This window comes from Vibrio sp. Vb1729 (genome assembly GCF_033338655.1).
Lineage (GTDB): Bacteria > Pseudomonadota > Gammaproteobacteria > Enterobacterales > Vibrionaceae > Vibrio > Vibrio alginolyticus.
In genome coordinates this window covers 1-6,357 of the sequence record NZ_JAWOTB010000030.1, presented here as the reverse complement: position 1 = coordinate 6,357, position 6,357 = coordinate 1, and the positions used below count along the sequence as shown (strand labels likewise).

General features: G+C 43.0%; 4 protein-coding genes. All 4 read right to left on the bottom strand.

Going from position 1 to position 6,357, the window contains the following annotated elements; genetic code table 11:
- Window positions 1–14: 14 nt before the first annotated feature.
- Window positions 15–965 carry a hypothetical protein gene (locus R7E29_RS14320; protein ID WP_054577052.1) on the bottom strand — a complete coding sequence of 317 codons (951 nt, stop codon included), beginning with the start codon at window positions 963–965 and terminating at the stop codon, window positions 15–17.
- A 3-nt stretch (window positions 966–968) separates the two neighbouring features.
- On the bottom strand, window positions 969–1,913 hold the full coding sequence (locus R7E29_RS14315) for a hypothetical protein (RefSeq protein WP_017634698.1): 945 nt from the start codon (window positions 1,911–1,913) through the stop codon (window positions 969–971).
- Window positions 1,914–1,916: 3 nt separating this feature from the next.
- Complete coding sequence (locus tag R7E29_RS14310; protein WP_054577051.1) at window positions 1,917–5,414, bottom strand: T6SS effector BTH_I2691 family protein; 3,498 nt, start codon at window positions 5,412–5,414, stop codon at window positions 1,917–1,919.
- Window positions 5,415–5,676: 262 nt separating this feature from the next.
- Window positions 5,677–6,357, bottom strand: a 681-nt coding sequence (locus R7E29_RS14305) for a DUF3362 domain-containing protein (RefSeq protein ID WP_318082740.1), incomplete at its 5' end; no start/stop codon positions are given.

Below are 6,357 nucleotides of genomic sequence, written 5' to 3'. Positions count from 1 at the left end.
GAATATGCCAAGGGTTACTCCAGAGCTGTAGTTAGTTTAGACTTTGATTGTTCGATTTCAGACTCGGTTTGCCACTTACCGTTGTATATACGTTGCCATTCAGGAAGCGGGGCGTTTTGAGCTCTCAGGTCAAAGGTATCGACTACTGGAAATTCAAGGCAGCGAGAAGGGATATCTTCAATTCGAGGTTCAGGTCTTCCTTCAAAAAACGCTTTATGGTCAGGAAAATCAATACATTCAATACCGTACTTGTTTGAAAGGGTTTCTAGCATCGCATCTAAGTCTTGAACAGTCCTAAAGAATATGTAGCTATCACCACGAGTTTGAGCTCTGAAGACGGTGTGTTTCTCTAGGTTCCATTTAGAACACTCGTCATACTTGTGGTAGAAGCGAATCACTTTACGCTTTTTATTGTAGTAGGCGAACAGCCAATCCTCACGCTCACCGACTTTAATTTCGGCTACTTCGTCTGGTTGACGTTTAAGCATTTTAAAGGAAACCAATATAAAGGCCCCAGCGCCAGCTAAAGCCATTGGACCAACAAGAATTACCATTAATATACATGTGCTAGCGCCCACCCAGCCTGTTACTTGACTCGCATTGTTCATCCATTTTGGAATGGTACTACTAGACTTTGCAACAAGTCCTTTTTCTGAAAAAACATAATGGTACTGCTTTAAAAGCCCCCATCTCATTAGGAAATAAAAAAGTGCCACGCAAAATGAAAGTACACATGCTAAGAAAATGGTGTCATCGTTTTGGTCAAAGTTTGCTAAGGCAAAAAATATCGCAATACAGACAAACAAGGTTACGAGAGTAAAATAGAGGTGAATGTATCGAGAAGGCATCTCGACGTTTACAACACTCCAACGTAAAACATTGCTAACCGAGCTGATTCTTTGCTCTTGAGCCTCTTGATAAACCGCCAATTCTTTTGGGGTGATGTAAAAAGGTGAATAAGCCAATGTTTATACCTTGGCTGCTGTTGGTTCAGATTTTGATTGTTCGATTTCAGACTCGGTTTGCCACTTGCCGTTGTAAAGGTATTCACGCTCAGGAAGTGGGGCATTTGACGCCCTTAAATCAAATACCTCTTCGGTTTGATATTCTCTACTACAAACTGGAATACTAAAGAGCCTTGATTCTGGCTTCGATTCAAACAGCTTTTTGTGGTCATCTACCTCTGTACAATCCAGCTTATATTCAGTAGCTAACTGATTTACCATCGATTCTAAGTCCGTTTCAGTTTTGAAAAATACGTAGCAATCAGATCTGCTATGTGAACGGACAATAGTGTTGTGTTCCATATCGATATATTCACACTTATCCTGCTTAAAGTAGAACTGGATCACTTTGCGCTTTTTGTTGTAGTCGGCAAACAACCAATCTTCACGCTCTCCAATTCTCACTTCTGTTGGTTCATCGGGCTTGCGTTTTAACATACCAAATGAGAATAAAATAAGAGCGCCCGATCCAGCTAACGCCATCGGGCCAACTACCGCTACCATCAAAACGCAAACTACCGCACCGATCCAGCCAACGGCTTGTGTGGCGGTATTCGCCCACTTAGGCATGTTGCGACGCTTCTTCATCACAAAGCCTTTGTCAGAAAAGATATAGTCATAGCGATAGTCGAGGCCAATCGTAAGATAAAAGATCCCGGCCATCATTACTGACAAGATAAGGCCAAAAAAGGTCACGACAAGCGTATCACTTGAGTGTGTCAAAAATACAATTACAAATAAGAAGCTCATAAATGGCAAAGCCGTTAACTTGTAATGGTAGCGAAATGGCTCTTCTACATCATACTTATGCCATGTTGTTAAATTGTCCCCTTTGAGAATCTCTTGCTCTTGTGCTTCTTGATAAACCGCCAATTCTTCTGGGGTGATATAAAACGGTGAATATGCCAAGGGTTACTCCTGAAAACCTAGTGTGCCAACAGCGGGGGTGAGTGTTTTTTTAATTATGTCTTGTTTGATATTGTCTGAAATAATGCCATAAGTTGCACTCTGTTTTATGCCGTTTTGGAACCAATACTCACGCTTAGCAGGGGCATCATCTTCCACATCGTAAGCTACTTGCATTGTAAGGTAATGATCTGCTTCTTCAATTGGCAAGGTTACTTTGTACACCAGTGATTCTTTGCTCGCTTGATCTTGAGTTTGTAGCGTGACTAAATCTGCGTTTTGATGCCACGAGCCTGACATCAAATCATCTTCTGTTGCCTTGCTGTTAGTTCTCAACGTAATACCATTCGTTGCAGCACGCCTTGGCAGTTGAATATGCACTTCCAAACCGATTAACACACGATGTGTGTAACTTGGGTAAGCTTGTACTTTTTCAATAGGTTGATGGTATACCGTAGGCTGTTGAATAATAGATTGTAAGTCAAACAGCGCTTGCTGAACCAATGCTGAATTATGCTTCTCTCTTTCGGGTAAGCTCGAAGATTGGCTCCACTGAGTGCGAGTCGGGTGATAACCCCAAGGCAGTTTATCTAACCATTTTTGGAAATCATCTTGTTTCAGCTTATTCAACTTATAATTGATGGCTAGGTATGCAATCGTGAGAATAACCAGGCCGGCCGTTATAAGCCCGCCAAAGGATAAGTTTAATGCAAATTGTCCAGTTAACCCTCCGTATACTTGGAATATACCGACAGCTGACATTGCTGTTAATACTAGGGAATTTGCTACATGCAGATATTTTTCTTGACTATAAACTTTGTCAGCACTCTGCCAAGAACGGTAAGCCTCAATACCCGAAGCTAACGCACCTAAAGCCCCTGTGATTGCTAGCCATTTATTGAATACCTTTAGGTCATCAAGGTTTAAGTTTTTAAAGGTATCTTCGTTTCTATTCACTAACTTTTTTAAGACATTATATGAATGTGACCTTAACCTAGGTTCACCCTTCACTTTCTCCCATAACTTACCTGTACGAACACCTGTCCAAGCGTTGACTGTGTAAAATAACTTTTGCTGGATATCCAAAAATTCATCTGAGGACATTAACCCCGTGTCTTGAATACTGCTCATGGCATCACCAAGCGCGATGCAGTTAAATATTAATGCCAGAAAGCCTAGACCACCGGCATTCTCGAACAGTTTATTCAAATCATCGAGTTTATTCATAGCGATCCGCGTTCTAAGCTCGACGGTTCTTTGCGTTAGATCATCAGGTAACTCAATGTACTGCGGGTACTCCAATGTAGCTACAGCGAGAGCCTTCTTAATAGTCTTTCTATTTTCTAAAGCTGTTGTGTATTTAGAGTCAGCTTTGCGGTTATTTTTCTGGAAGTCAGCAATGATGGCATTGTTTTTTTCGAGCTTAATCAGATAATCATTTACGCGTGTTTTCCATTTTTTAAAATCGTGAGCGTAACCTTCTTTTATTGTTACGGGCATATTGTGTGCCATATGTTCTGCAATAACGGCAAATAAATAATAGCTATGACGGTTCAGAGGTTTAGCGAAAACAGGCATCAGCGAAATTGATACTTGTGAGGTCATGCTAACACCAAACTCTACAACGCCTTTTGCAAGCGCACCTATTGCAGATTTAAAAATAATATCCAGCTCTTGGAAACCTTTGGCGATATCTTTGAGAAAAGCTGTTTCCGCAGTGTTTGGGTTGGAAACAAAGTCCATGATCTTAGAGTACATATTCACGCGGTTGCTGGTATCAGATATCTGGTCCATCAACTGATTATCAGGATCAGGATTTTCTGAGACGATCGACTGTTCATCAAGCGCCTCTGTAATATTCTTCTCCATCACTTTAAATAAACTACGACTAAACCCAGAGGCATAGAGTGCGAGTAAACTGGTTGGTTTCTCCCATTGGCTTTCTGCCCATTGGCGGTCTTCTTCTTGCATCACCAAAGTAAATGACTCAACCGCTTGCTTGTGCAGTTGATACAAGCTGTACTGTGTGTCTTCGCTGTATAGGTCGAAGGTTCTTTCAAGATGATGCGGCGTTAAGGACTCCATTACTGCGATAAAGTCGCGTTTGACCGAAACCACTTGGGTTAGCATGTTTTCTTTTTGTTCTGACAGCTCTTGCATCTCGCTCAGCATTTGCTTCCAGTTGAGCTGCTGACGCCAGCGTTCAGTCGCTATCCATTGTTCGTATTTACCAAAACGGCTCGCAGAAATTCGATATTTGTCCTGTATCGCTTTAGCAATGTCACTTTGGGTATGTTGGTGTGATTCAATCGCTCCAGCGGAAAATTTAGCAGGATAGCCGGACTGAACTGAGCTTTTGTTCTGCTCTGCCAAATCAAGTTGGTGAGAGGAGTCATAATAGTCAGCCATGTCGGTATAAAACGACAGCTCTTCGCCGTTACGCTTAACGCTAGCTGGCATGTCTATCTCGTCACTTGCACCAAACATACACAGTTGCATGGCGGTCTGCATCAAGTTCCACTGGTTTGAAAACTGGTCAGTGAAAAGGCGGTAAGGGCTTGCGGCACCAACAAAATGCAGTGACATATCTTGAATGTCTGCGGCGTAATCTTTTATCGCGACGAAGTAGCCTGATTCTTCTTCTGGAATCGCAGAGGTTAAATCGCTTTCGACTGCGACAGGTTTAAAAACAGAACCATCTTCATCTGCTTTGGTGGCGATGCCAGAATCCGCAAAGCGACCATCATCGACGGCAGAAGATTCAATATCAGCGACTTGGGTTAACTTATCTATTGGTGCAATGTTGTGCTGATTCTCGTTTGAGGACAGAACAATGGTTTGCATGCGATCGATATGATTACTCGGATTGTTAAGTACGCGCATGAACGTGTGCCATGTCCAGCGGTGCTCAGAGAAGCAAATCGATAGTACGCTTCCGTTGACGTAAGTAAGGAAGGCCTTTGCATCTTGTGGTGTCCCACGCTGCTCTGATTTTGGGCTTTCTGATTCTCCCAACTTATAGAGCGTGAATTGCGTTCCTTTGATTTCGTATTCGTCTAAGCTTTTGTTGATTGCATCATAGACATACAGCCAACCGTCGCGCAGTTGACGCAGGGTGTAACCAACGGTATTGAGTTTGGCTGGGCCTTGGCCTTTCCATTCTTCAGGCAAACCAAAAGGTTGTGTCTCTTCTGTTTCTAGCTGATCGATGGCATAGCGGACTGGGATAAAGTGCGCAGGTGATGCTTCCGTTGCTTCTTTCTCAGTTTTTAAATTGAGAGGCTCTGGTTCAGACGGCGGTGGCGGATCGATTTTTTTTGTTTCTCCCTCCCAAAACATACTGCGCTCTGGGGGTGAGCCAGCAAGATCATCGGATTCCGTGGTTGGAACGATATTCAGCGATTTCAGTGTACCATCGCTTTCAAATGCCTGAACGGCCTCCTCATAGGTATAGCTGTTGTCATACCAGAACATAGAAGTTTTTGGGGGAAGTGGATTATTCATCGTTAGCCCATGTTTAAGAGTTTTACTCTGTTACGCAAATATCGCACCAAAATAAAGCAATTAAAAATCAATAAGTTATGCTTTTATGGTTTTGCTTCAATCAAATAATTGTTTGTTTTTCCAATAAGTTGGTTGGTGTTTACCATTTTTTGTATTGATTGAATCAAAGTTTGAGTTATTAGTGATGCTTCAATGAGCTGACAAAACAAAAGGGCTCCAGAGTTAACTCTGGAGCCCTTTCTAGTATTTAAGCTCTAAATAATTAGCGACGCTTTGGTTTACGTTGACCAGCTGGTTTGCCTTGTCCTTGTGGGCGACCTTGGCCTTGCGGCTTGCTACCTGCCGGGCGGTTTGCACCGTTGCCGCTAGGACGTTGGCCGTTGCTTGCAGGGCGTTGACCACCTGTAGCTTTGCCAGAACCGTTACGGTTACCAGATGGTTTACCATCTTTTGAACCGCCTTCAGAGCGTTTGTTCAAATGACCACCGAAGCCTGGTTGGTTTTTGGTATGTTTGGTTGCAAAGCGGTTTGCCCCGTGACGACCAGATTTACGACGTTGCGCAGGTGTTTGTGCTTCAATGTCTTCTGCAGGAACGAGACAGCCTTGTTTGTCACCAATCAAATGTTTTTTACCCATACTGACTAGGGCTTCACGGATCATTGGCCAGTTTGCTGGATCGTGGTAACGCAACAGCGCTTTATGTAGGCGACGTTGACGTTCACCTTTTGCTACAGGTACATCTTCACGTTTTTTGTACTTCACGCGTTTCAGAGGGTTTGTCTCTGAGTAGTACATCGACGTTGCGTTACACATTGGCGAAGGGTAGAAGTTTTGTACTTGGTCACATTCGAAGTTGTTCTTTTTGAGCCACAGAGCAAGGTTCAGCATGTCTTCGTCTTCTGTGCCTGGGTGCGCAGAGATAAAATAAGGGATTAAGTACTG

Coding starts and splice junctions, on each gene's coding strand:
- R7E29_RS14310 (WP_054577051.1), bottom strand. CDS start 5,414: ATGAATAATCCACTTCCCCCAAAAACTTCTATGTTCTGGTATGACAAC.